Below are 23,001 nucleotides of genomic sequence, written 5' to 3'. Positions count from 1 at the left end.
CTTTTGTTACCTATGTAAATTTCAATATGAAATTAATTGTTCTTACTTGTAATTACAAGTATTGATAAATAGATACTTTCGAACTAACTTATAGAGAATATTGAACAAGCAAATAGCAAGAACCGTTACCAACAAGCTGATGAAATTAAAAGAAGGGTCGCCACGGCACGTACAAATAAGCAACTGGCTTCGCAAACAACTTGAGAATGGTGTTTACAAAGCCGACGAAAAACTACCTTCTGAAAATCAGCTCTGTGAAAAGTTTGATGTAAGCCGTGTAACCGTACGTAAAGCGTTGCAAACACTTGAAAATGACGGACTTATTTACCGTTCTCAGGGATTGGGATCGTTCGTGAGTGATGACCGTACAAGGCAATCATTAATGCAACTCACTGACTTTGAAGAAGATATGAAACGGGCTGGACTGGAATCCTCATCAAAGGTTATTCAGTTTAAGCCCGTTTCTGTTACAGAAAAAGTAGCGAGCATGCTCAATGTAGACCCAGACAGTACAGTCATTCGTCTTGATCGCTTGCGGTTAGGTGACAATCAACCTATTGCTTTTGACATTACCTGGCTGCCTATGTTTTACGGACAACTTCTGGAAGGATATAATCTACAAGAAAAAACAATTTATGGTATTCTTGAAGAAGACTTCGACATTCCTGTTAAAAAAGGTTTCTTTCGAATTGAAGCGGGAAATGCTGCTACTGATATAGCCGAACACCTTGGTGTTAAAAAAAGAGCTGCCTTACTTATAATTGATCGCCTTTCACTGACTGTTGGCGAAAAACCTATTTACTATCAACGACGATATTACCGAAGTGACCGTATTGTATATGAACTTACTGCAGAACGAGATTCTAAAACCAAAAGTAGTCCTGGGAATATGCCGCTTCGAGAATTTTCTCCCGTAATTAATAAATAACCTGCCCAAGTTGCAGTCATTAATTTAAGCATGCCAGCCCATCTCTGTACTATCTACAGGACTTCCCATCTAAATTAATTTACCTCTTACAAAAAAAACTCTTACACTATCATTTGACATAAAAGTCTAATCGACGTTAACCTGCAGGGATTTATGTCAAATGATGATCAATATATATCGCTGTCTCCGCTTAAGATAACCGCCATTTATCTTATTATTGCAATCTTATGGATTGCCTTTACTGACCGGCTTCTTGGGTCATTTGTTTCCGACACGAGTACCCTTTCTACCCTGCAAACATATAAAGGCTGGTTTTATGTACTAATCACTTCGCTGGGATTATACTATCTTATCAAGCGAAATGTGGATCAAATTAAAGAGAAAGAAAAACAGCTGCGTTCATCAGTTCAAAACCTGAAATCAGAAAAAGAGCTAACTGAAATTCTGTTCGAGCGTATCCCTATTCTCATTACAATTTATGATCCCGATCTGGAAAAGTTTGAAGTCAACAGAGAGTTTGAAAAAGTAACCGGTTGGACAAACGAAGAGATTGAAAACGAAGAGGTTGACCTAATGGAGGCGTGTTACCCGGATTTAGAAATACGGGAAGAGACTGTAGAATTTATGAATAATCCTGGCCTTGGCTGGAAAGAGTTTCCCCTACGAACGAAATCAGGTGAACCCATACCCACATCATGGACTAACATTAAACTCACCGATAATACCTCTGTAGGCATTGGTATCGACATGAGTGAAATTAAAGCCTCTCAGGCCAAGGTTCGCAAATCCAGGGAACTCCTTAAAAAAACATTTGAAAGCTTACAATCAAGCATCATTGTACTTGATATGGAAACCCGTACTATCGTTGAGTGCAACAAAGGTACCGAGGAGATGTTTGGGTATTCTCGCGATGAACTCATCGGTAGTTCTACACGCAAACTATACGAAAGTGCTGCCAAATTTATGCTCTTTGATGAGCGCAGCAAGAAAAAATTACTGCGAGAAGGAATTTTTGAGACCGAATTTACTATGCAACGGAAGGATGGCAGCATCTTTTATACTGATCATACCGTGTCGCTGGTTCGAGATGAGGATGATAACATCGAAAAGGTCGTTAGTGTTATTCGTAATATTAATGAACAGAAAAAATATCAGAGACAACTGGAACAACACAATGAGTTCATTAAAACGACTTTCAACAATTTACCTATTGGGGTTATTGTAACAAATATTGACACAGGAGAAGTCACCCTAATGAACGAACCGTACAGTGATATCCACGGTTGGCCGGAAGAGACCTTAAAAGATGAACAGGCATTTTATCATAACGCATTTCCAGACCAAGAATATCGCGAAAAGGTTCGTACTCAGATCCAACAAGATATAAACAGTCATAATCCTGATCGCATGCAATGGGATGGGTTAAAAATCCAAACCCAGGAGAAAGAACAACGAATTGTAAACGTCAAAAATATTCCCCTCTATGACCAAAACTTGATGATATCTACGGTTGAGGATGTCACCCAACGTAAAACGCTGGAAAATCAATTACTCCTTCAAAATAAAAAGCTGGAACGTACCCAAAAAGTGGCGGGTATCGGATATTGGGAATATGAGCTTCAGAGTAAGGAGCTTTTTTGGTCAGAAAACTTAAAACACATCTATGGCCTTTCAGCAGAATACAAGCCAGATATCGACACCTTTTTAAATATGGTGCCTCCAGAAGATCAGCCCAATTTTGACCACTTTGTTCGCAGAGTAATTGACGAAGAGATTATTCATGATATGTTCCGCCTTATTAAACCCAATGGAGAGGAGGGCTTCTATCACAGCCGCAATGAATTAATCAAAGATAACGAGGAACGTCCTAAGAAGATTTTAGGGATTGTCCATGAGATCACAGATTTAAAGCAAGCAGAAAAAGAACTTTCCAAAGAAAAACAACGATTCGAACTTGTTGCCCAAACAACCAGTGATGTTATCTGGGATCTGGATTTTAAAAAGAACGAGTTATGGTGGAGCAAGGGTTTTGAGGATACCTTTGGGTATCAACGACATAGCTTAAAAACAAATTATGAGATCTGGGAAAAATATATTCATCCTGATGATCGCGAAAAAGTAAGTGAAAGCTCAAAGAAAGCATTAGAATCTGATGCCCAAGAATGGGAAGAAGAGTATCGGCTAATTAAAGCTGATGGAACCATAGCCCATTTGATAGATCGTGCTATTATCATCCGTGATGAGAAGGGAGCCCCACTTCGCATGATCGGTACAATGGATGATATTACCGAACGAAAAAAAGCTGAAAAACAACTGCGCGAATCGGAAGAAAAGTACCGACACCTGTTCGAAGATAACCCCGAACCCATGTGGATTTATGATCCCAAAACATTACAACTTATAGAAGTAAATCACGCAGCGATCGAACATTATGGTTATAGTGAAGAGGAATTTCTGAACATGACCCTGCTGGATATTCGTCCCCATGAAGATGCTGAGGCCCTAAAACAAAATGTGAAAAAGAATGCAGGTACCAAGTCGTACTCAGAAGAATGGGTTCATATAAAAAAGGATGGAACTGAAATCATTGTTGAGATTTCGGCTGCAGATGTTAGATATAAAGAAGATAAAAAATATCGGCTGGTTTTAATTAATGATGTAACCGAGCAAAAGAGAATGCAAGAAAAAATTATTCAATCGGTGATTGAGGGAGAAAACCGTGAACGAAAGCGCATTGCCCATGAACTACACGACGGGCTTGGGCAATATTTGGTAGCCGCTAACATGAACCTTCAGTCTGTTCAAAACAACGCTGACCCCCTGCCTGAAAAACGGCGCAACCAACTTGAAACAGGTGTTTCTCTGTTAAAAAATGCCTTATCCGAAACACGAAGTATTGCTCACAATTTGATGCCCAAGGTCATTGCTGACTATGGACTGATTGCCGCCATCGACAATCAGGTTAAAGATTTGCAGAAAAGTAGTGATGTAACAATTCAATTTGAACATAACTGTGCGGAACTGGATCTAAAAAAACAGGTAGAAATTAATATCTACCGAATTGTTCAGGAAATCCTTTCAAATGCTATCCGCCACGCAAATTGTACGACCATCGACATTGAGTTGCAACTCAAAAAAGATACACTTACACTGGTTGTTCAAGATGATGGGATAGGAACAAACATAGAAGAAAACCACCAAGATAAAGGCCTTGGTTTGCAAAGTATTAAAACTCGTGTCAGTAATTTAAGGGGTTCTTTAGATATCGACTCCGAACACGGTATGGGAATGGTAATAACAGTTACTATCCCTAATATTGATAACCTAAAATCGGGTAGTTCCAATAATGGCTAATGTTAAAATTTTATTGGTTGACGATCACGATATTGTTCGGGATGGAATTCAAATGCTACTGGAAGATGAAATAGGCATTGAGATCACGGCTGAAGCCGAAAATGGCAAAGAAGCTATCGAAACATGCAAGAATCATGATATTGATCTTGTTATCATGGATATTAACATGCCGGAAATGGATGGTATAGAGGCTACAAAAAAGATTATCGAAGATTTTGACGAGATCAAGATTTTAGCCCTAACTATGATGGACGAAGACCAGCATATCCGGCAAATGATAAAAGCCGGAGCTTCGGGTTATATCCTAAAAAGTTCTAACAAACTTGAACTGGTTGATGCTATTACTACCATTTTAGATGGCAAACATTATTTTAGTGATGATGCTACCCATAGCGTTATGATGGATTTGGTGAAAGGAACTACCACAGAACAAAATTCAGATCCCGGTAATCTCACAGGCCGCGAGAAGGAAATACTCGAACTGATTGTAAAGGAAAATACCAATCAAGAGATTGCAGACCAACTATATATCAGTACTCGAACAGTAGATGCCCATCGGCGAAATCTATTGCAAAAAACGGGAGCAAAAAATACAGCTGGACTGGTTACCTATGCCATTAAACATAACCTGGTCGACATCAACTAACCTGAAGATATTATCTTCCTCCCTTCTCAACATAATAGTAATTGCACGCTTTACTTTTCCTTGTAGTAATTGTATCCCCATTCAATAAATCTGCTTATAGGCTTTTTCACCTATATCATATTTAGGCTTTTTTTGCGATATCAATCACCCACTAAATAAGATACATTAGGGCATATCATCTTAAAATAACGGCATGGAAATATTACTACTGGGGAAAAGCTCCACAATCACGGCTACCGTTAAAACAATGTTACAGTCGATTGACGATTGGATTGTCAGGTCGAACGTGGAGTTCTCTCCGTATCCCCAACTATCTACAGAACCCTATGAATATGACATTCTGATAGCGAATTTAGAAGATTTTAACACTTCTCCAATCCCTTTGATAGAAGAGATTTCAAAACAGTATCCCCAAACTCCACTGCTTATTATCTATTCCTATCGCAATAAAGAACTTATTACCCCTATACTTGCAGCTGGGGCCACGGGATATATCCAACAGGAGATGTCTGAAGAAGATCTCTTTAAAGCCGTCAACAAAGTATCCGAAAATCAAGAAATTGTAATAGCAGATTTCACCTAATCGCCCATACGCTTTTGACGGGATAAAAAAATTAGGTTTTTCACGTGTTTTAAAAACCCAACCAATTGATGATTATAATCCCAGATTATCATCAATCAGAAAAGTATGACTGACTCAAATAAAAAGACAAACGCAGACTCACCTCTCCTCGATAGCTTACTTGCTCATGTTGCTATTTTAGATACAGAGGGAACTATTCTTAAGTCGAATAAAAGCTGGCAATCGTTCAATAGCGAAAATACATTATTGAAACGTGCTAACATTGGAGACAACTATTTTAATGTTCTCCAGCATGCTATTGAAATGGGTGACGATTATGCCCTGAAAATATTACTTGGGGTCAAAAAGGTAATAGATAGAGAAAGTTCCTCTTTCTCCATTACTTATCCCATAGAAACCGAAACCAATTCATTTTGGTTTAAGCTTACCACCCGTCCTTGCAACACCGACCATACGCAATTTGTGATGATCCATGAGGATGTAACCCCCTCAATGAAAGCAAAGTACGAGAAGCAAGAGAACGAAGATCGTTTCCAGGTAAAATTCGAACAAAGTCCTGATGGTATTTTCATCACAGATTTCAATGGTAATATTATTGATGCCAACCAGACGGCAAGTACTATCTTGGGATGGTCTCGAAATCAGTTAAAGGAAATATCGATGGGAGCAGTAACCAACGTAGAAGATCCCAAATACAGGGAAGCCCTTAAACAACGCGATAAGTCCGGCACCTACGCTATGGAACTGGATTTCTTTGATAAAAATGGAAATATCATTCCCACTGAGGTTTCTTCACGAACCTATCGCAACCCTAATGGCAAGCTTCGCGCCATTGTAACCTTTTATGATATAAGTCGCCGAAAAGAAATTGAGCAAGATCTCTCCAATACAAGAAAATTCACAGAATCGGCATTAAATAGTATTCCCGGCGTATTTATTGTACTCGACCGCAAAGGTAATTTTGTACGTTGGAATGAGAATATGGTAACAACACTCGGATACAGCGCTGAGGAACTCACAAAGAAAAAAGCCACCGATTTTGTTATTGATGAGTACAAAGATCGCGTTCAAGAAACCATCCAGCGATGTATTGAAGAAGGTGAAGTTTCTATTGAAACGAAATTGCACGCTAAAAATGGGCACATTAAAGAGTATGCTATATCTGCCAAACGGTTTGTAGAAGATGGCAAAGTATATATTGTGGCCACAGGCATTGACATTACCAAACAGAAAAAAATTGAGCAGGAAAAGCAACGTCATCAGATAATGATGCAACAGCTTTTCGACAACTCACCCGTTGGTATTGCGATTGTTGATAGAGACAATAGCATTCAAAATGTCAACAGTAGTTTTAATGATATTTTCGGATATGCCCGCAATGAAGTAGAAGGAAATGATATTAATGAACTATTAGCACCAGAGAATAAGAAAAAAGAAGCTAAAGCTATTTCACTTGCCACACGAAATGGCGAAAGCCTTCAAACTGAAACAATCAGAATGAATAAAGACGGGGAAGAAATTCCTGTTTTGATTGGTAGTGTGCCCGTTGAGCTACAAGGTGAAATTATCGCTATTTACGGGATGTATGTTGATGTTTCTACACAACATAATTATCGTGAAAAACTTGAAGCTGCTCTAAGTGAAAAAGAAGCCTTGCTTTCTGAGCTACATCACCGGGTTAAAAATAACCTTGCCCTCATCAACAGTCTGGTTGAACTACAGCTTTTTGATGCCCAAAATGCTGAGCTGCAAATGGAGCTACAGAATATCAAGAATCGAATAATGACCATTGCTTCTATACATGAGGTACTTTACCAAAATGGTAATTTGACCAATATTCCATTTAACACCTTTATTGATGAACTTCTCAATCAAAGTGTAATAGAAGACTCAAAAACTGAAAACAAGGTACAGCTCAACACCTCTTCCAAAAGTATTTACCTAAATATAAATCAGTCTATTCCAACGGGATTACTTCTTAACGAGTTACTTTCCCTTATCTTTGCACATACCAATAAAGACCAAATGTCGGAAGTCAACATTCAACTTAAACAGTATGGACAAAACGTGCATTTAGTCGTTGAAGGTAATCATCTTATTCAGTGTCCTAAAGAAATGAAGCAAAATCAATCGCTGCATAACATCCTCATACAAACACTGGTGGTGCAGTTAAACGGAACACTTCTGTGGCCAAGCCCTGATACAGATTATCAAAAATTTGAGTTTTGTTTTACTAAAGAAGAGGGCACCAGTCCTGCAAGTGATTTCTTACAGGCAGTTGAATAACGTACCTCCCATCATATTACAAATTGATAAAAGGATAGCCCAAAAAGCTATCCTTTTTTAATTCTTCCCATCAGAACAGTATCTTCTCGAAACTGATTTTTACGTCAGTTATAGTTTGATTATGTAATAATTCTCTCACATAATACAACAGCAACAATAAATTAGACGTTGCCCATATTCATCAATTAGCGTATTGCGCAACCCTGTTTTTAACAAAATTATTTCGTTATGAAGAAACTACTGCTTATCGCAGCATTGGCTTGTCTCGGTTTTTCTACTTCATTTGCTCAATCGGATGAACCCTTTGCCCGTTTCCCATCAATAAGTCCCGATGGATCTACTATTGCCTTTTCATACCAGGGAGATATCTGGACTGTTCCTGCAAAAGGCGGCCGGGCATGGCGACTTACCTTACATGAGGCCTACGAAGCTTATCCAAAATGGAGTCCCGGCGGCAGTCAAATTGCCTTTACAAGTGACCGCCATGGCAACGATGATATCTTTGTAATGCGTGGAAATGGCAGCAATATTAAACGCCTTACCCACCACTCTACCGATGATCACTTGACAGGCTGGACGCCCGGAAATAGCCTTATTTTCACAACTAATCGATTATTTAACCAAGTAGAATGGGAACCGGAGATCCATACCGTAGGTGCTGAAGGGGGAACACCAACACGCTTTTTCGATTCTTTTGGGATGATGGCTGAAATGAGTCCCGATGGTCGTTTTCTTGTTTTCGTACGGGGTTATAACAAGGAATTCCGTAAGCGTTATCGCGGATCAGCCAATAAAGATCTGTGGCTCTATGATGTTAAAAATGAACGTTACCGTCAGCTCACCAACTTCAAAGGTAATGACATGTATCCCACATTCACCGATAACCGAACGCTATATTTTCTGAGCGAACGTACCGGTGCACATAACATCCATAAAATGAACCTCAATGAAGAAGGCAAGCCAAACTACTCTCCTATTGCTGTTACAGAGTATAAAGAAGATGGTATCCGTTATTTTGATATTAATGATGACGGACAACGAATTGTCTACGAGCGTAAAACAGGACTCTACGTTTTAAACCCACAGGAAGGGGAAGCCCAACTACTGGAACTCGATGTTACCCAAGACCAGCGATTCTATAACATTGAACAAAAAACATTCACAGATAATGCCAGTGAATTTTCCGTTTCACCGAGTGGCGACTGGCTGGCGTTCGTAATTGAGGGAGAAATTTTTATCAAACATAATGACCCCTCAAAGCAACGCTCTGTAAAAGTTACCAACCACCCTTATCGTGATCGTGACGTCACATTTCTGAACGATTCCACTTTGCTTTTTGCCAGCGACCGAAATGGACAATACGACCTTTTTTCAATTAAACCATCCCAAAAAGATGTAAATGACCTTTTTGAAAGCCTGCAATTTGAAACCAGGCAACTTACCAATACGGAACAGGCAGAGCGAAATCCTGTTGTATCCCCAAATAGCAAAAAGGTTGCCTTTAATCGTGGCCGTGGTGGATTAGTCGTTGCAACAGTTAGTGGGCGCGACAGTCTGGGCAAAGAAACAGTTTTAATGGACAACGGATGGGCTACTGCCAGCGATGTTGCATGGAGCCCTAATAATGAGTGGCTTGCATATTCCAAACCAGATCTCAACTTTAACCATGAGGTCTATATTCATCCGGTTGATAATTCTCAAGAGCCAACAAATATCAGCAAACATCCACGGCCTGATACTAATCCGGTATGGAGTCCCGACGGCAGCAAATTAGCATTTCTGTCTAACCGCAATAATGGCGATGATGATGTATGGTTTGCCTGGCTCAACAAACGCGACTGGCAACGCACCCAACTTGACTGGGATAAAAGTGAAACGCCTGAAATTGTTTCTCCTGAAGATACCGTTGGCGTTAATGTTACTATCGATTTTGATGGCCTCTACCAACGCCTACGTCAAGTAACTTCGATGCCCGGCGATGAATCCAATATTGCTATATCCAAAGACGGACAAACCTTCTACTTTGTGGGCGACGATGCTGATGAAGATATTTATAAGACCAAATGGGACGGCACTGGAGTCAAAGCCCTTACCGATCAAGGAGTTGATCCTTCCGACCTCCGTCTAAATACTACATTGAACAGCCTGTATTTTAGGCAAGGCGGGGGACAAATTGGCCGATACCAATTAGGTAAAGGTAACCTTGAACAGTTGGGATATCGTGCTCAGATGGAAATAGATCACCAAAAACAGCAAGAACAAATCTTTGAAGAGGCTTGGCGAAAACTTAATATCAATTTTTACGATCCTGACTTTCACGGACAAGACTGGTCGGCCATCAAAGAGCACTATAAACCCTGGGCTGAAAAAGCTTCTACGAACCGAGATTTCGAGGACGTCATGAATATGATGCTTGGTGAACTCAATGCCAGCCACATGGGGTTTTATGGATCTGATCGGGCTGAAACCCAGGAATCCAGAACAGGATTTATCGGTGCCGAGGTTGAACCGGTATCGGGTGGTGTAAAAATAACGCGAGTTGTCCCTCATTCGCCTGCCGATCGTGAGATGAGCAAGTTACATTCCGGTGAAGTAATTACTGCTGTTGGCAACCGCCAAGTCTCGGACGTTGACAACTATTATAGCTTACTATCAAATAAAGTAGATACCCCTACCCTTCTGAAGGTTCAAAATACCGAAGGAGAAACACGAGATGTTGTTATTGAACCAACCGGAAGTTTAGGAGACCAGCTTTACAATGAGTGGGTAGAAAAGCGTAAACAACTTACTGAAGAATACTCTGATGGACGCTTGGGATATATCCATGTTGAGGGCATGAACTGGCCCAGCTTTGAGCGTTTTGAACGAGAACTTGTTGCAACTGGTGAAGGTAAGGAAGGAATTGTTATAGACGTCCGTTATAATGGCGGCGGATGGACGACCGACTACCTGCTAACAGTACTCAAATATCGGCAACATGCCTATACTATTCCGAGAGGAGCAACATCAGATCTATCTGAAAACAAAACAAATTTCCGAGAAAACTATCCCTACGGAGAACGCCTTCCGCTTTCGAGCTGGACGAATGCTTCAATAACGCTGGCTAACCAAAACAGTTACTCCAATGCGGAGATATTCTCTCATGCCTATAAGCAACTCGATTTAGGGACCCTTGTTGGTGAACCTACCTTTGGGGCGGTAATTTCTACAGGTGGAGCTGGCTTAATGGGCGGCTCTTACGTGCGTCTCCCGTTCCGCGGATGGTTTGTTAAAAATACCAATGCCAATATGGATCGCGTTCCGGCTGTGCCTGATATCGAAGTTCAAAACGCTCCGGATTATCGGAGTGGCGAAGATACACAGCTAAAGCGAGCCGTTGATGAATTACTTAAACAAATAGACCAATAATATAGGTGATACATAACATCACGGAGGCACCGATATTTATATTCGGTGCCTTTTTTTATTAATACTTAGCTTTAAAGAAAATCTATTCAACCACATTTATTGATCCATTCATGGGGGGATGAAATGAGCAGATATAATCAACCATATCATCCGATAGGTCAGGTGTCAACGTAAATGTTATCTTATCCCCTTCTTTAACAACATTTACTTCACCATTTTCAGTATACGTTCCATCACTATTACTCTGACCAAGAAGCTTATTACCATCACCATCTCTAAAATCCAATGGATGACTTGAAGCACCACTTTTATTGTCAAAGGTATATCGACCTCCAATAGTAAGAGTTATTTCCACGTTATTAACATTTACATCTGCTTCAATTCCTTCTCCATTTATCTCTGTTATCACATAAGCATTTGAACCAGAATTATTGAACTCAACAGATCCTTCGTTCCTATCTGTCATTGTTTCTGATTCCGCATTATTATCTGTCACCCTGTTTGTACAAGAGAATGCGAAAGCGATCAGAAGTAATGGAATGATAACTGATATTTTATATAGAAATACATTTCGTAAATAAATCATAATTTAATCTCAATTCATTAGCGTGTTAGTTGTTTCTATTGATAAGTACGTAGATAATGTCATTTCAGATTGGAAAAAATCTCCCCTTTTTCATTCTTATTTACGTTTTGCTCCTTTTTTTACCCTGATTCAACTAATTTGTGATTTATCCAATCCGGTTTTGGTTTTGCTTCGTAGTGTTACATAGCGGGCGGACAATCACATACCGTTCTGCCTAACACCAAGTTTAAACCAAATTTATCTAATCATGTTTTACAGAAAAAAGTTACGACTATCGATACCTTCTCTTTTGCTGATATTATCTGTGGGCCTGTTTTCCGCTTGCGGTGACTCCCCAACAGAAACAGCTGAAGAACTCCAATCCCAAACAGCAGACTATGCCTTTAACGAAGGACAACTGCTGGATGACGTAAACACCGCTTATCGCGGAGAACACGAGCGAGATGTCTCTTCTGAGTTGATGATCGAAGAGATGGATAATGGAAACGCCGCGATTACCGTAACACTAACTAATACAATGGATGGGATGGAATACCCGGTGCATGCCCATGATGCAGCTGATCCTGCTACGACTGAAAATGGGACGCCATATAATGAAACGCCTAATGCTGATATTTTAGCATCAGTTATGACTGGTAACGGAGGTCAAGTAAGTATGACTAACGAAACCTCTATGTCGTATGATGAGCTAACCAATGAGTATGAAGGATTTTATGTTGTCCATGATCCCACCCAACCTATTAGTACTACCGATTTAACCACTTATCTGGTACTCGGAAGCTTTGGACAAGATCTGCCTGAAGGCGAATTAAACTTACGCTCAGAAACCTTCCAATACGACTTTAATGAAGGGCAACTGCTCGACGATCCCAACACAGCATATGACGAAAATGGCGATCATCCCCGCGACTTGATGGCCGAAATGATGGTGGAAGAGTTGAGAACCGGACAAGCCCAGGTTACCGTTACGCTTATGAATACCTTGGACGGCGAGGACTATGCGGTCCATTCTCATGATGCGGCTGATCCTGATACTACTGAAAATGGGACGCCTTACAATGAAACACCCAACGCCGATATTATGGCAAAAGTCGTTACTGGAAATGGAGATTCAATAAGTACTATGAATGAAACTCAAGAAGCGACATATGTCGAACTCATCAATGAGTATGAAGGATTCTTTGTCGTTCACGATCCCACGCAACCAATCAGTACTACTGATTTAACAACTTATCTTATTTTAGGTAATACAGCACGGTAACATAGCCCTACCATGCACTGATTAAGGCCAGAAGCTTATGCTTCTGGCCTTTTTTAATTGGTTGAAATTTCTTTTCCTACCTTCCCTATTCGTTTATATAAATACCCACAGTTTCTGACCACCTACGTCATAACAAATCAGGGAGTGAGCTCATCCTTAAAACCTTTACTCATTTCACTTTCTAAAACGCCAACCATTGATCCCATGCTACAATCCACCGTGGCTTTAAGTATTTGTCGCTGCTTACCCTATTCTACCTATCCATATTTTTCTGATTCAGCTGCTGTTTCTGATTTTATTCCATAGGCAAGCCTGTTCCGAGCCCTCTCCTCTTACGCTTATAAGCATATTTCTTGTACGATTATAAGATCATAGCAAATGAGCTAAAAAATCTCCAAATAGCTCATCAATATCAGACTATCTTTGTCCTAACACATCACAGAGATACACTTATCTGACGACAAGGTATAGCAAAGTATACGTTTAGGAACGACCAACCACGAGAAAGGAATCGGGAAAAGCCAACTCAATTGGGAACTACTAACAATCGTTAGCTCTGCTTGCCAACCAAGAACATATCTCCGGTAGGCTGGGGAACTCCGCCTTCAGGCTCGAGCGTTACAGCAAACGTATTTTCTTGGGGGGAGGGAGATTCATTCAACTGCTCAACTTTAAAGAAAAGATCACTCGAAGGCTGCTCAAAATTAAATACTCCTGCTGATATAGGATTCTGATTCCCTTTGATCAACCATAACTGGTAATCTTTACCTTCCGGCGGGGCTGGCAAATTAGCAAGCTGTAAAATAGCTTGTCTCTTTTCAGGATCCCAAACAATTTTACCATATCCTTCTGGACTCGGTTCAAGCCCTCCCATCTTCACTAATCTCACTTCTTTAGCCGCCAACACACTCAACAACTCATCCTGCTGTTCAAGCTCGCTTTTTAGTTGTGTTATCTGTGCTTCTTGCTGCTCAATAGTGCCTGATAGGTTTGAGGTATAATATGACAACCCAAGAAATCCAATTAACAACACCGCAGCTGCCGCCTTGTAGACCCACATCGGAATGATATTGGCATCAGATTGACCATCCTCATATTGATCAGTACTCTCAATACTTTCAAAAATACGACGTTCCACATCAGCGGATGGTGATACCGGTTCAGTAGCCAGTGCAAGCTCATCTTTGGCTGCTTTCATATCTTCATAAATTTGACGCTCCTCTTCAGTAGCATCTTCAAGCATCTGCTTAAACTGCTTCTGCTCATCATCCGTTAACGCACCGAGTACATAGCCGGCACATAGAGATTTGAAATCGTTATGTTTCTCCTGCTCACTCATCTAAGTTCGTCGGGTATCAAATTTTCTCTGAGCTTTATCATTCCCTGCCTCATTCTATATTTTACTGTTCCAAGTGGAATATCCAGCTTTGAAGCTATCTGCGACTGACTTAACCCCTGGAAATAGGCAACCTGCAACACTTTTTGCTCTTTATCACTAAGTTTTTGTAATGCCTTACGGACGACTGATGCTCGTTCTTCCATCTCTAAATCCTCATAAGGATTGTTTTTATTACTCTCAGGGGTCAGTGTAAAATCACTTATGGTATGGTCCTCTTTTTTCGAGTTTTTATAGGCACGAGAGCGTGTTCGGTCGATGGCCTTATTGCGGGCCATGGTTACCAAAAAACTGTACACTTTTCCACGACTCGCATCAAACTGTTCCGCCTTTTCCCATAACTGGGTAAACACTTCCTGCAGGCAATCCTCAGCTTCTTCTCGATTTTTAAGGATTGATGCGATCATACTAAACAAAATTCTATTGTACTTACGATATAATAAGCGCAACGCGTCTTTATCTCCGTTCTGTAAACGGTTCATCCATTGCCGCTCCTCTTCTTCAGATTGAACGGCAAAGCCTAAAATATATAGTATCCAAAATAATAACACGTGCTATAAATATATACGAAGTTAAATCCCAATCAGATGGAATTTATTTCAATAAAACCTTCATAGAAAGAGTTGTTTTCAACTTCTAAGGGTAATCAATTTTGAAGGATTTATAAAAAGGAATCATTGATTTATTGACGTAAGGTCAACATTTCCTTCCCCTTCTTAATTTTTTGCAATTCGAGACCATCCAATCTGCATTTATCTTCGTAGTTAATAATGAATACCCACATAACCTTCTATGATACTACGACCATCGTGAACCCAAAAAATTATTAGCACTTATGAATAAGCTTACCATTTCTACCTTCGTATTGCTTCTTTTGTTTTTAGCTGCTAATACCTTACATGCCCAATCTTATATAGCCAAAAATGGCAAAGCTGAATTTCTATCAAATGCACCAATGCTTGAATTCAAGGGGACCAGTAATCATTTAGCAGGCCTCATTGATCTGGACCAAAATCTGGTTGACTTTTACTTGGATCTGACGACTCTTGATACTGGTATTGAGCTTCGCAATCAGCATATGCGAAACCGCTACCTCGAAACAGATGAATACCCCTATGCAGAATTTACCGGACAACTTATCTCCTCATTTGATCCTGATTCTTTTACTACACAACAAGTTACAGCACAAGGCTCATTTTCTATACACGGCACTGAACGTGAAATCACCATCTCTGGCACGGTAACCCCCACCAAAAAGGGAATACAGCTTGATGCCAGCTGGTCGATACTACTTGCAGACTATAATATAGAACGCCCCAGTATTGTCTTCTATAAACTTGCAAATGAACAACAAATTGACATCTCAATTTTACTAAAACCTAAGACCAACTAAATTATGAATAAACAGCTATGGTATACAATAGTATTCGCTCTATGTTTATTGATCCCCGTGCAAGTATATGCTCAGCTCGAGCGTGAAAGGGCCAATCCAGAACGTGATGTAGAACTCACCTTCATGGCTCCCCGGAACATCAATCTTTATACTGTCGAAACCCTTGGAAAAACAGAACTCCACTACTCTATTATGCATACTTTTGGAGAAGTACGAAGCGGTATTCAAAATCTTTATGGAATAGACCGAGAGGCTAATGTTCGGTTTAGTTTTGAGTACGGACTCACTGATCACCTCTCCATAGGTTTTGGTCGATCAAGTTTGGATAAAATATACGATTTCACCAGCCGTATTAACTTATTTCGGCAAAATACGACTAATAGCGTTCCTGTGTCCATGTCATTAATCCCCACATTGGGAATTAACACCACAGAATTTGGATTCCTTGATACCCCTTATTCATTTATTGAACGATTTAGCTACGGGCTGTCTTTACCTATAGCCCGAAAATTTAACGACCAACTCAGTTTGCAACTAAGTCCCATGCTGGTACATTTTAATCGGGTCGGAAATGAACTAAGCATCGCTAATCCTCAAAACAATAACTACTATTCATTAACCTTAGCAGGCCGATATAAAGTCACCCCGTATACAGCCCTTTCCTTCCAATTCATTCCTCCTATAAATGACAAACGCAATCCCAATATTGCAGTGGGTATTGATATTGAAACGGGCGGACATGTTTTTCAGATGTTTTTTAGCACATCCAGAGCACTAAATGATCAATATCTTCTTGCTGGAGATAACGGAAATTTCTTTAAACGTGAATTTCGCTTTGGTTTTAATATTAACCGATTGTTCAAACTCTGACATTTGTACACGAAAGTGGAAAGGCATTCAAAATATTACCCTATGAGGCATCTCTCTAATATTTAGCCCAAAATAAGTCCAGCTAATATAGGAAGGACAACACCATTTTCGCTCTGCCCCTCTAACAAAAAAATCGTTAATTTTTCTTGCTATATAGAATTAATCTAAATAGTTTCAGCCCTACTATTTAGAAATAGTCAAAATAAGCATTAATGCATTGGGGAGCAACTTTTAACAACCCAAAATACAGACATTTCTTTTAGCTAACGAACCGAAAGTCTAATATTTAGAACACATCTGTAGGAAAATTTATGAAGTACCAAGAACATATTAATCAGCTTCTATTAACGATGCTCTTCTGTTTTAGCTTGACTGCTTCAGCTTTTGCACAGTCAGCTGTTATTGAAGGCCAAGTTACCAACACCGAATCAAAACCAATTGCTGATATCAATGTTGCCCTTCAGGGTACGCAGTTTGGCTCTGCCAGTAATGCCCAGGGCTATTACTCCATTACTGATATTCCTGCCGGCGATTATACATTGGTGGTCTCGGCAGTGGGATATGCCAACCAACGAAGATCTATCTCCGTTGAAAGTGGTGAAGAACTGTCTATCAATATTACCCTTTCTGATGCCAATGAGTCGCTCCAGGAAATCACCGTTGAAGGAGCTCAAATCAACAAATTTGGTACTGAATTCAGTGAATATGTCGCCAAGCTTCCTGTTCAGGATTTAGAAAACCCACAGGTTTATAATACCATCAATACTGAACTTATTGAAGATCAGGTTATTACTGACTTTGAAGACGTTCTTAATAATGCTCCCGGTGTATTCAAGCTTTGGGAATCTACAGGTCGCGGCGGTGATGGAGCTGGCTATTATACCATGCGCGGGTTTACGATACAACCAAACATGTTAAATGGTCTTCCTTCATTGACAAATGGCTCACTTGATCCCGCAAATGTAGAGCGTGTCGAGCTTATCAAAGGTCCCTCTGCTACACTCTTTGGAAGTAGCGTTACTTCTTATGGTGGACTCATAAATGTAGTCACAAAGAAACCTTCGGATAATTTTGGTGGTGATATTTCATACCGTACAGGCAGCTTTGGTCTTAACCGTGTTACCGCTGATGTTAATACGCCCATTAGCACTGAAAAAGACGTAGCACTTCGCATAAATGCCGCCTACCACAAAAGTAATAGTTTCCAGGATGCTGGATTCAATGAGTCTTATTTTCTTGCTCCTTCCCTTTCCTACCAGGTTAATGAAGATCTCTCATTCCTGATCAATACTGAGCTTTATCATTCTGAGGGAACAAATCAAACGATGTTGTTTCTGAACCGTAGTGCACCATTGGAAGACAACAACATTTCGGAACTTAATTACGATAATGAGAACTCGTACACCACAAATGATTTAACCATCAGCAATCCTGTATTTCGCCTACAGGGAGAAATGAACTATCAAATTTCTGACAATTGGAGTTCTCAAACCGTTCTGTCACGTAGCTCAGCACAGTCAGATGGCTATTATAGCTACATATCTACAATCGGAATTCCCGGCAATAACTATGCACGCTATATCAGCGATCAAAACTCCACAACTATTGGTACCAATATCCAACAGAACTTTAACGGAGATTTTGAACTTGGTGGACTCCGAAACCGCGTAGTTGTTGGGCTCGATTTCTTGCAAGAAAACCTGATCGGTAACAATACAGGATATATCGGTTACGATATGTTTAATCTGGACAACGACAATTCCGTACCCGGCATCTCAAAAGCTAAAGTGGACACTATGTTGGCCAGTGCCGGAGTTTCAAAAAGCCGTACGGAGCAACAAGTATATTCCGCTTATGTTTCAGATGTGGTAGATGTATTGCCTCAGCTTTCGGTAATGGCCAGCGTTCGCCTCGATCACTTTGTAAACAACGGCAGCCTCGAAACCGAAGCTGATGACTACGAGCAAACGACCCTCTCTCCCAAATTTGGATTAGTCTTAAAACCAATTGAAGATAAAGTATCTATTTTTGCCAACTATATGAATAGCTTCAACAACGTCGCTCCTGTCACCCAGGGTGATGGTTCGGTAGAAAGCTTTTCTCCAGAACAGGCCAACCAATGGGAAGTGGGGGTTAAATCAAGCCTATTCAATGATCGCCTGACCGCCACAGCAAGTTATTACGATATTACAGTCTCCGATATTGTTCGCTCGGATCCCAACCGTGCCCAATATTCTATTCAAGATGGCGAACAGTACAGCCGCGGTTTTGAATTAACGGTAAATGCTTCACCGGTAAACGGCTTAAATATTACAGGCGGATACAGCCATAACGAGAGTAAGATTACACGTACCAGCACCGCAAGCCTCCAAGATCGTCGTCCCGAAGAGGCCGGTCCCTCAGATCTATTGAACGGCTGGATTAGCTACCGATTTACTTCCGGGTCACTCAGAGGATTTGGACTCGGATTCGGCGGTAATTATGCAAGCGATAACTATGTCATCAATCGCTCAAACACCGGACAATTCACCATTCCTTCGTACACCGTTCTTAACGGATCTATATTTTATGATGCAAAGACCTATCGCCTTAACCTGAAGTTCAACAACTTCACCGATGAGGAATACTACAAAGGATGGTCTACGGTAAATCCCCAGAGTCCTCGTAATATCACTGCCGGATTCACCTACAAATTCTAACTCCATAACAAAGCCCCTCATTTGAGAGGGGCTTCTTATTTCATTTTATCATGAAAAAATTAACGATACTATTTCTCCTTGTATTTGGTATTATCAACCAGCTATCAGCCCATAATCTCTGGCTGGAAACCGACGCAACGGGCACTATTGGAAAAACGCAGCAAGTACATGTCTACTATGGAGAATACACCTACAATTATTATGAAAAGGTGGACGAAAATTTTAAGGATGTTGACGATTTTGACCTTTGGCTTGTTGCCCCCAATGGCGACAAAACAAAACTTGAACCCGTAGCAGGTAATCAACGTTACACGGCCGAATTTACCCCAGACCAAAATGGGAGCTATACTATCATTCTCGAAAGTACACGCAATAATGTTGTTGACTGGCGGGAATATGATCTCGGCATTTTGAAACCTAATTTTTATGCCTCTACCTCGATCGCTATAGGAAATCCTGGTAAAACAGAAGCTACTATTTCCAACCAGCCTAAACTTTTTATAAAAGATAACAGTTCTGGCGGATATCAAGCTGAAAACCAAGTCAATCTTACCGTTCTATTCAACGGCAAACCTGTTGCTAAACAAGAAGTAATCGTTACCATTGCCGATCAATGGACCAAGACGGTTACTACAAATGAAAACGGAAAAACTACATTCAACTTGCCTTGGAGTGGCCAATATGTCTTGGAAGTTATTTATACCGAGGAACAATCTGGATCATTCCAAGGAACCGACTTCGAGGCTATACGTCATACAGCTACTTACACTATACAAGCTAATAAATAGATCTAAATAACCTACGATGGATTTCAAAGGGATTGTCTTATTTCTTCACCGTTGGCTCGGTCTCATCACGGGACTGGTGGTACTCATCTTAAGTATTACCGGCTGTCTTTATGTATTTCACCAAGAAATTTCCGACTGGGTGCGGCACGACACCTTTTTTGCGGATCAAGTGCCCGAAACCCAGCAACATTTACCCATCGAAGAACTCCAATCCAAAGCAGCCGATGCACTTGGTGTCGAACAGCTTTCCTACGGGATAACAACCTACAAGAATCCCCAAAAAAACTGGTCGGCCATGTACTATGAAGCCGGTGCCGACTCTTGGTTCTACTTTGGGAGCATGAAATCTTACAAAACGGCGTATATCAATCCCTATAATGGCAAAATAGAAGGTATTGTCAACGAGAAGACCGATTTCTTTCAGATCATTAAAGGTATTCATTGGAGTCTGCTTTTAGCTACCCCTATTGGTCAACCTATCGTAGTTTGGAGTACGGTAGTTTTTATCATTTTGCTCATTAGCGGGATGATTCTTTGGTGGCCTAAAAAATGGAATAAGGCCGGCAAGCAAAAAAGCTTTAAAATAAAATGGGGCTCAACATGGCGACGTGTCAACTATGATCTACATAATGTATTGGGGTTTTATTTCCTAATGCTTTCGCTCATTATTGCTTTTACCGGGCTTTACTGGTATTTCCCTTTTGCCAAAAAAAGTATGCACTTTTTAGGGACCGGTGAATATGCATTACCTGCGGGTCCTGGAGAAAAAGTGGTATCTACTATTCCAGATACTAAAACCACTGATAATCCCATGGATAAAGCATACAACAATGCCTGGAATCAATACCCCAAAGCCAACAGTATTGCCCTTGTTGCTCCAGCAGATTCTCAGGCTACGATTAGCGCTACGGTACGTCCCGATGGGGAAACGTATTACGGACGAAGTTATCTCGAATTTGACCAATATACAGGCGAACTGCTTGCAGCAGATCGGTATAAAGATAAAAACGCCGGCGAAAAGTTGGTGGCCATGAATTACGACATCCACATCGGGGCCATTGGCGGATTGCCTGGTAAAATTATTGCTTTTTTTGCCAGCTTAATTTGTGCCAGTCTGCCCGTTACAGGATTTATCATCTGGTGGGATCGCAAAAAACGCCAGTGGGCTCGGGAAGAGCGCTTAGCCAAACGAAGAAAAAAATCAGACGCTCCCAAAGAACGAATACCTGCATGACATATGGAGAAAACAAATACAATCTTAAGTCAGAGAGAAAACTTGAGTGTTGAACAATGCCATTGCTGTGATAACATAATCCTTCATTATCAAAACTTGTTACTAAAGTTTAGTCCCAAAAGCTTTAAAGAGTTTACTAATACTCTTTTGGACGTGAATTTCAATAAACGATCGATATCCTTTGGCAACGGTACAGAAAAGATGATCATCAATACACAGTTAAAAGAAGTACAAATGTGCTTTACAAAAACTGAATACCATACTATTTGTCACGCTTTAAAAGAAGCCTCTGTAATGCTGGAGGTTAATGATATCTTGAATAACTAACGTTTAACGGGCAGTGCTGTAAATGGGGATATCAAAGAAAGATTTACTGGGCATTCATAAATGGCTCGGTCTCATTGCCGGGCTTTTTATATTGGTGATGGCTTTCTCTGGCTCACTTCTTGTATTTGATGATGAGATTGAACATTACCTTCAAAGAGATGTTATTTACTTAGATAACAGCCAGGATTCTGTCAATATTGATGCAGCTTATCATGCTGTACAAGAAAAGTATCCAAACTGGGGCGTGCGAATTTCACATATTCCTGATACACCAAATCGGGCTATCGAAGCTCAAGTACGAAGGCCTGATTTAGGAAGACGTATTCTATATATACATCCCACAGAAGCAACAATTTTGCGTGACCTGCACGGCAACGAAACCTTTTCCTACTGGCTGTTAAACCTTCACTATAAACTTCATGCAGGATTTTGGGGAGAAGTATTACTCTTTTTCGCAGGCCTTTGTTTTATCGGCTCGCTCATCACAGGATTTTGGTTCTACCGAAAATCTATTTGGCGGGTACTTACCTTCAAAATACGTCCCCGTTTTCGAAACCTTCACAGCGGTTCATCCGAGCTTCATCGGTGTGTGGGCGTATGGGTTTTATTAATGAATTTGTTAATGGCCCTAACTGGCATTCTACTATCTCTGATTGTAGTTGGGACAAATGTATATCAGCTCGCGAAAGGTGAACAAAAACCTATTCCCGATCCTCCCTCCGTTACTGTTTCACTCGATAACCTTATCGATAAATCAACAACTGACCTTGCAGGTTTTACCCCCACCTACATCGAAATGCCACCTACTGCGAAAGAGTCCATCACCATCTTTGGAGGTATGGATACCGACTGGCCAATCCATTACGAATTCTCCAATCATATTGAATACAATCCCCAAACAGGTGAGGAAACCGAACGTTTCTTAATTCGAGAAAAACATTGGAGCTATCATATTTTAAGCGTTGCGTATCCTCTCCATTTCGGAAACTGGGGTGGCGTACTAACTAAACTAATTTATTGCGTAGCCGGATTAGCCCCTCCCATCCTATCTATCACAGGCTTTATTATTTGGCGACGACGTAGAACGCAGCGGATACAAGTAGCTGAAAATAACTTCAGTTCTAATCCTATCCGATCGAAATAACCTCCAGCCCTTCTTTCCCATCCGTTCCAAATAGGGACAGCTCCTTTCAGCAAATAAATTACACTACCCTCCTTGCTATTTAGATCCATTCTAAATAG

The 23,001-nt window shown here is 40.5% G+C and carries 17 protein-coding genes; 14 read left to right on the top strand and 3 right to left on the bottom strand.

Annotated features, from left to right (window positions below):
• Positions 1-139: 139 nt before the first annotated feature.
• The 6 genes from AAFH98_RS07185 (at position 140) to AAFH98_RS07160 (ending at position 11,205) form a co-directional block, all read left to right on the top strand.
• The gene (locus tag AAFH98_RS07185) at positions 140-928 is read left to right on the top strand and encodes a GntR family transcriptional regulator (RefSeq protein ID WP_342522019.1); all 789 of its coding nucleotides are present in this window, start codon (positions 140-142) and stop codon (positions 926-928) included.
• A gap of 153 nt (positions 929-1,081) precedes the next feature.
• Entirely contained in the window at positions 1,082-4,282 is a 3,201-nt protein-coding gene (locus AAFH98_RS07180; protein WP_342522018.1) for a PAS domain S-box protein, read from the top strand.
• On the top strand, positions 4,275-4,928 hold the full coding sequence (locus AAFH98_RS07175) for a response regulator transcription factor (protein WP_342522017.1): 654 nt from the start codon (positions 4,275-4,277) through the stop codon (positions 4,926-4,928). The genes AAFH98_RS07180 and AAFH98_RS07175 overlap by 8 nt, the downstream gene beginning before the upstream one ends.
• Before the next feature lie 193 nt (positions 4,929-5,121).
• Positions 5,122-5,511, top strand: a complete 390-nt coding sequence (locus AAFH98_RS07170; RefSeq protein ID WP_342522016.1) for a response regulator — start codon at positions 5,122-5,124, stop codon at positions 5,509-5,511.
• 105 nt (positions 5,512-5,616) lie between these two features.
• A complete protein-coding gene (locus AAFH98_RS07165) occupies positions 5,617-7,797 on the top strand; it encodes a PAS domain-containing sensor histidine kinase (RefSeq protein ID WP_342522015.1) in 2,181 nt (726 codons plus the stop codon).
• 228 nt (positions 7,798-8,025) lie between these two features.
• Positions 8,026-11,205, top strand: coding sequence for a S41 family peptidase (locus AAFH98_RS07160; protein WP_342522014.1), 3,180 nt, complete (start codon positions 8,026-8,028; stop codon positions 11,203-11,205).
• Between the two features lie 82 nt (positions 11,206-11,287).
• On the opposite strand, the gene AAFH98_RS07155 is transcribed toward AAFH98_RS07160, so the two are convergent.
• On the bottom strand, positions 11,288-11,791 hold the full coding sequence (locus tag AAFH98_RS07155) for a cupredoxin domain-containing protein (RefSeq protein ID WP_342522013.1): 504 nt from the start codon (positions 11,789-11,791) through the stop codon (positions 11,288-11,290).
• 247 nt (positions 11,792-12,038) lie between these two features.
• Here AAFH98_RS07155 and AAFH98_RS07150 point away from each other — a divergent pair, with 247 nt between their 5' ends.
• Positions 12,039-13,052 (top strand): hypothetical protein, encoded by a 1,014-nt coding sequence (locus AAFH98_RS07150; RefSeq protein ID WP_342522012.1) that lies wholly within the window; start codon positions 12,039-12,041, stop codon positions 13,050-13,052.
• Positions 13,053-13,602: 550 nt separating this feature from the next.
• Here AAFH98_RS07150 and AAFH98_RS07145 read toward each other — a convergent pair.
• Complete coding sequence (locus AAFH98_RS07145) at positions 13,603-14,391, bottom strand: anti-sigma factor (RefSeq protein WP_342522011.1); 789 nt, start codon at positions 14,389-14,391, stop codon at positions 13,603-13,605.
• The gene (locus AAFH98_RS07140; protein WP_342522010.1) at positions 14,388-14,930 is read right to left on the bottom strand and encodes a sigma-70 family RNA polymerase sigma factor; all 543 of its coding nucleotides are present in this window, start codon (positions 14,928-14,930) and stop codon (positions 14,388-14,390) included. The genes AAFH98_RS07145 and AAFH98_RS07140 overlap by 4 nt, the downstream gene beginning before the upstream one ends.
• A 353-nt stretch (positions 14,931-15,283) precedes the next feature.
• On the opposite strand from AAFH98_RS07140, the gene AAFH98_RS07135 reads away from it, so the two are divergent.
• From AAFH98_RS07135 to AAFH98_RS07110, 7 genes are all read left to right on the top strand, one after another.
• Positions 15,284-15,841 carry a YceI family protein gene (locus tag AAFH98_RS07135; protein WP_342522009.1) on the top strand — a complete coding sequence of 186 codons (558 nt, stop codon included), beginning with the start codon at positions 15,284-15,286 and terminating at the stop codon, positions 15,839-15,841.
• Between the two features lie 3 nt (positions 15,842-15,844).
• Positions 15,845-16,711: a DUF5777 family beta-barrel protein gene (locus AAFH98_RS07130; protein WP_342522008.1), complete on the top strand. Its 867-nt coding sequence runs from the start codon at positions 15,845-15,847 to the stop codon at positions 16,709-16,711.
• Positions 16,712-17,022: 311 nt separating this feature from the next.
• Complete coding sequence (locus AAFH98_RS07125) at positions 17,023-19,410, top strand: TonB-dependent receptor (protein WP_342522007.1); 2,388 nt, start codon at positions 17,023-17,025, stop codon at positions 19,408-19,410.
• A 50-nt stretch (positions 19,411-19,460) separates the two neighbouring features.
• Entirely contained in the window at positions 19,461-20,198 is a 738-nt protein-coding gene (locus tag AAFH98_RS07120; protein ID WP_342522006.1) for a DUF4198 domain-containing protein, read from the top strand.
• Between the two features lie 16 nt (positions 20,199-20,214).
• On the top strand, positions 20,215-21,432 hold the full coding sequence (locus tag AAFH98_RS07115; RefSeq protein ID WP_342522005.1) for a PepSY-associated TM helix domain-containing protein: 1,218 nt from the start codon (positions 20,215-20,217) through the stop codon (positions 21,430-21,432).
• A 3-nt stretch (positions 21,433-21,435) separates the two neighbouring features.
• Positions 21,436-21,759, top strand: a complete 324-nt coding sequence (locus AAFH98_RS15080; protein ID WP_407935480.1) for a DUF6686 family protein — start codon at positions 21,436-21,438, stop codon at positions 21,757-21,759.
• A gap of 22 nt (positions 21,760-21,781) precedes the next feature.
• Positions 21,782-22,903 (top strand): PepSY-associated TM helix domain-containing protein, encoded by a 1,122-nt coding sequence (locus AAFH98_RS07110; protein WP_342522004.1) that lies wholly within the window; start codon positions 21,782-21,784, stop codon positions 22,901-22,903.
• The last annotated feature ends 98 nt before the right edge of the window (positions 22,904-23,001 follow it).

This window comes from Fodinibius sp. Rm-B-1B1-1 (assembly GCF_038594945.1).
Classification (GTDB): domain Bacteria; phylum Bacteroidota; class Rhodothermia; order Balneolales; family Balneolaceae; genus Fodinibius; species Fodinibius alkaliphilus.
This window is presented reverse-complemented; position numbering and strand designations above follow the sequence as displayed.

Excerpts from the sequence above, each read along its gene's own strand:
- AAFH98_RS07185 (WP_342522019.1), top strand. The coding sequence starts at position 140 with ATGAAATTAAAAGAAGGGTCGCCACGGCACGTACAAATAAGCAACTGG.
- AAFH98_RS07180 (WP_342522018.1), top strand. The coding sequence starts at position 1,082 with ATGTCAAATGATGATCAATATATATCGCTGTCTCCGCTTAAGATAACC.
- AAFH98_RS07175 (WP_342522017.1), top strand. The coding sequence starts at position 4,275 with ATGGCTAATGTTAAAATTTTATTGGTTGACGATCACGATATTGTTCGG.
- AAFH98_RS07170 (WP_342522016.1), top strand. The coding sequence starts at position 5,122 with ATGGAAATATTACTACTGGGGAAAAGCTCCACAATCACGGCTACCGTT.
- AAFH98_RS07165 (WP_342522015.1), top strand. The coding sequence starts at position 5,617 with ATGACTGACTCAAATAAAAAGACAAACGCAGACTCACCTCTCCTCGAT.
- AAFH98_RS07160 (WP_342522014.1), top strand. The coding sequence starts at position 8,026 with ATGAAGAAACTACTGCTTATCGCAGCATTGGCTTGTCTCGGTTTTTCT.
- AAFH98_RS07155 (WP_342522013.1), bottom strand. The coding sequence starts at position 11,791 with ATGATTTATTTACGAAATGTATTTCTATATAAAATATCAGTTATCATT.
- AAFH98_RS07150 (WP_342522012.1), top strand. The coding sequence starts at position 12,039 with ATGTTTTACAGAAAAAAGTTACGACTATCGATACCTTCTCTTTTGCTG.
- AAFH98_RS07145 (WP_342522011.1), bottom strand. The coding sequence starts at position 14,391 with ATGAGTGAGCAGGAGAAACATAACGATTTCAAATCTCTATGTGCCGGC.
- AAFH98_RS07140 (WP_342522010.1), bottom strand. The coding sequence starts at position 14,930 with ATGAACCGTTTACAGAACGGAGATAAAGACGCGTTGCGCTTATTATAT.
- AAFH98_RS07135 (WP_342522009.1), top strand. The coding sequence starts at position 15,284 with ATGAATAAGCTTACCATTTCTACCTTCGTATTGCTTCTTTTGTTTTTA.
- AAFH98_RS07130 (WP_342522008.1), top strand. The coding sequence starts at position 15,845 with ATGAATAAACAGCTATGGTATACAATAGTATTCGCTCTATGTTTATTG.
- AAFH98_RS07125 (WP_342522007.1), top strand. The coding sequence starts at position 17,023 with ATGAAGTACCAAGAACATATTAATCAGCTTCTATTAACGATGCTCTTC.
- AAFH98_RS07120 (WP_342522006.1), top strand. The coding sequence starts at position 19,461 with ATGAAAAAATTAACGATACTATTTCTCCTTGTATTTGGTATTATCAAC.
- AAFH98_RS07115 (WP_342522005.1), top strand. The coding sequence starts at position 20,215 with ATGGATTTCAAAGGGATTGTCTTATTTCTTCACCGTTGGCTCGGTCTC.
- AAFH98_RS15080 (WP_407935480.1), top strand. The coding sequence starts at position 21,436 with ATGGAGAAAACAAATACAATCTTAAGTCAGAGAGAAAACTTGAGTGTT.
- AAFH98_RS07110 (WP_342522004.1), top strand. The coding sequence starts at position 21,782 with ATGGGGATATCAAAGAAAGATTTACTGGGCATTCATAAATGGCTCGGT.